The sequence below is a fragment of the Streptomyces sp. NPDC058964 genome (assembly GCF_042741275.1).
Taxonomy (GTDB): Bacteria; Actinomycetota; Actinomycetes; order Streptomycetales; family Streptomycetaceae; genus Streptomyces.
In genome coordinates, this window is sequence record NZ_JBHYKH010000381.1 from 6,094 (window position 1) to 8,848 (window position 2,755).

The window sequence follows — 2,755 nt, forward strand, 5'->3', positions numbered from 1 at the left end:
CCCTATCTCTCTCTAGATCTGCGCGCCGGGCCGCCTAGTCTCACCCCCACCCCCCCCCCACCCCCCCGGCGGGGGGCGCCCGCCGGCCCCCCCCCGGGCGCTGCCTCCGCATCCAAGCGGGCCGGCCAGGGCCACCGGCGCCTGCTGACCCGCCGTGACCGGTTCACGCTCGCCCTGATGGCGGGCGTGCCCACGGTCCTGCACGTGGCCCTGGTCTGGGTCACCGCCCTCGCCTCCATCGCGCTCGCCTTCACCACGTGGGACGGCATCGGGTTCGACTCGATCAAGTGGGTGGGCCTCGACAACTTCAAACAGCTCTTCAACGACAACCCGCAGTTCTGGCCCGCCGTCCAGCACAACGTCATCTGGTTCGTCGTCCTCATCCTGATCCCGACGCCGCTCGGCCTCCTCCTGGCCGTCCAGCTGGACAAGAAGATCCGCTTCAGCCGCGTCTACCAGACGGCGTTCTTCCTGCCGGTCGTCATCTCCATGGCCTGCATCGGCTTCGTCTGGCAGCTGGTCTACAACCCGGACACGGGCCTGATCAACAGCATCATCGGCGCCAACAAGCCGGGCCACTACATCGACTGGATCGGTGACCCCAAGCTCAACCTGTGGGCCGTCCTCATCGCGGCCTCCTGGCGGCACACCGGCTACATGATGATCCTGTACCTGGCCGGCCTGAAGAGCGTCGACCCCTCGCTCAGGGAGGCGTCCGCGCTGGACGGCGCCAACGAGTGGCAGACGTTCAAGAACGTCATCTTCCCGACGCTGCGCCCCACCAACACGGTCGTCCTGGTCGTCACCATCATCGAGGCCCTGCGCGCCTTCGACCTGGTATTCGTCTTCAACAAGGGCGCCCAGGGCACCGAGCTGCTCTCGATCCTGGTGACCAACAACATCATCGGTGAGTCCAGCCGCATCGGCTACGGATCGGCGATCGCGGTGGTCCTGCTGGTCATCTCGCTCGTCGTGATCATCCCCTATCTGGTGGCCACCTTCCGGAAGGAGCGGCGATCGTGAGCGCCCCCACCCTCGCGACCGGCGCGCTCAAGAAGCGCGCGCCCGTCCGCCCCGCCCGCGTGCTGCTGCACGTCTTCCTCGCCGGTACGGCGCTTGCGTGGCTCGCCCCGCTGCTGTGGGCGGTCTTCTCGGCCCTGCGTCCGTACAGCGAGACCAGTGACAAGGGCTACGTGTCCTGGCCGGACACGCTGAACTTCGACAACTTCAAGAACGCGTTCGAGCAGTCGGACATGATGCACTACTTCGGCAACACGCTGCTGATCGCGGTGCCGGCGGTGCTTGTGACGCTGTTCCTGTCGTCGATGGTCGCCTTCTACGTCAGCCGCTTCGACTTCCGCCTCAACCTCGCGCTGCTGCTGGTCTTCACGGCGGGCAACCTGCTCCCGCAGCAGGTCATCATCACCCCGCTGTACCGGATGTACCTGCTCACCGACCTTCCCGGCATCACGGCGAGCGGCAAGCTGTACGACTCCGCGCTCGGCCTGGTGCTGATCCATGTGGCGTTCCAGTCCGGGTTCTGCGCGTTCGTGCTGAGCAACTACATGCGCTCGCTGCCGCACGAACTGACCGAGGCCGCGCTCGTCGACGGCGCCTCGGTGTGGCGGCTGTACTGGCAGATCACGCTGCCGCTGTGCAAGCCGGCGATGGCGGCCCTGGCAACCCTGCTGTCGATCTGGATCTACAACGACTTCTTCTGGGCCCTCGTCCTCATCTCGACCGGCGAGAACATGCCGATCACCTCGGCCCTGAACAACCTCTCCGGCCAGTACTTCACGGACCCCAACCTGGTCGCCGCCGGCGCCCTGCTCACCGCGATTCCCACACTCGTCGTGTACTTCGCGCTCCAGCGGCAGTTCGTCAGCGGTCTGACCCTGGGCTCCAACAAGGGCTGATCCGGCTCCACCTGAAAGAGAACCCCGTGCACAACCCGTTCACCCCGGTCGCCTCGGTCCCCGTGGACCCGCTGGGCGCCCGGGTCCACGAGGAGGGCTGGCAGTCCTGGAGCCCCAGCGGCGCCTACGCCCTCGACTCGACCCCGTACCGCCCGGCGAACGACAACTGGGCGACCGTCTGCTACCGGCCCGGCCGCACCGTGCCCGCCGGGGTCTTCCAGGGCGAGGGCCTGCTCGCGCTCGACCCCGGCGACGGCTCCCCGGTCCGGCTGTGGGCGGCGGCGGACCCGCTGCACGAGGTGCCGTCGATCCGGCTGACCGTCCGGGGCGGCCGCGCCGAGGTCGAGGCCGACGGACCGGTGAAGGAGTGGACGCACACCGGCGTCCAGCCGGTGCTGGCCCATTGGGCGGACGGCCTCGGGCTGTCCGCCCCGCGCCCGGCACCGACGGTGTGGTGCTCCTGGTACGAGTACTTCACCGCCGTGACCGAGGACGACATCCACGAGAACCTGCGCGCGATGGACACCCTCGACCTGCCGGTCGACGTCGTGCAGATCGACGACGGCTACCAGAGCGCGCTGGGCGACTGGCTCACCCTCTCCGGCCGGTTCCGCTCCCGCGCGGGCATCGCGGACGCCATCCGGGCGCGCGGCCGCCGCGCGGGCATCTGGACGGCCCCCTTCCTGGTCGCCCCGGACAGTGAACTCGCCGGGAAGCACCCCGAGTGGCTGGTCCGCGACACCGAATGGGGGGGTGGGGGGTGGGGGGGGGAAGGGTGGCGGCGGAAGAGCTGAGAGAACAACACACTCACCCCCACACGCACGGGCCGCGCGCAAAGG

At 68.9% G+C, this 2,755-nt stretch carries 2 protein-coding genes and 1 pseudogene; all 3 read left to right on the top strand.

Annotation, left to right across the window (positions count from 1 at the left end; genetic code table 11):
* Nucleotides 1-141 precede the first annotated feature (141 nt).
* Nucleotides 142-1,023, top strand: a complete 882-nt coding sequence (locus ACFW2E_RS33855) for a carbohydrate ABC transporter permease (protein ID WP_384471849.1) — start codon at nt 142-144, stop codon at nt 1,021-1,023.
* On the top strand, nt 1,020-1,916 hold the full coding sequence (locus ACFW2E_RS33860) for a carbohydrate ABC transporter permease (RefSeq protein WP_384471846.1): 897 nt from the start codon (nt 1,020-1,022) through the stop codon (nt 1,914-1,916). The genes ACFW2E_RS33855 and ACFW2E_RS33860 overlap by 4 nt, the downstream gene beginning before the upstream one ends.
* A gap of 26 nt (nt 1,917-1,942) precedes the next feature.
* Nucleotides 1,943-2,683 (top strand): annotated as a pseudogene (locus ACFW2E_RS33865) (alpha-galactosidase); the annotation flags it as partial.
* Nucleotides 2,684-2,755 lie beyond the last annotated feature (72 nt).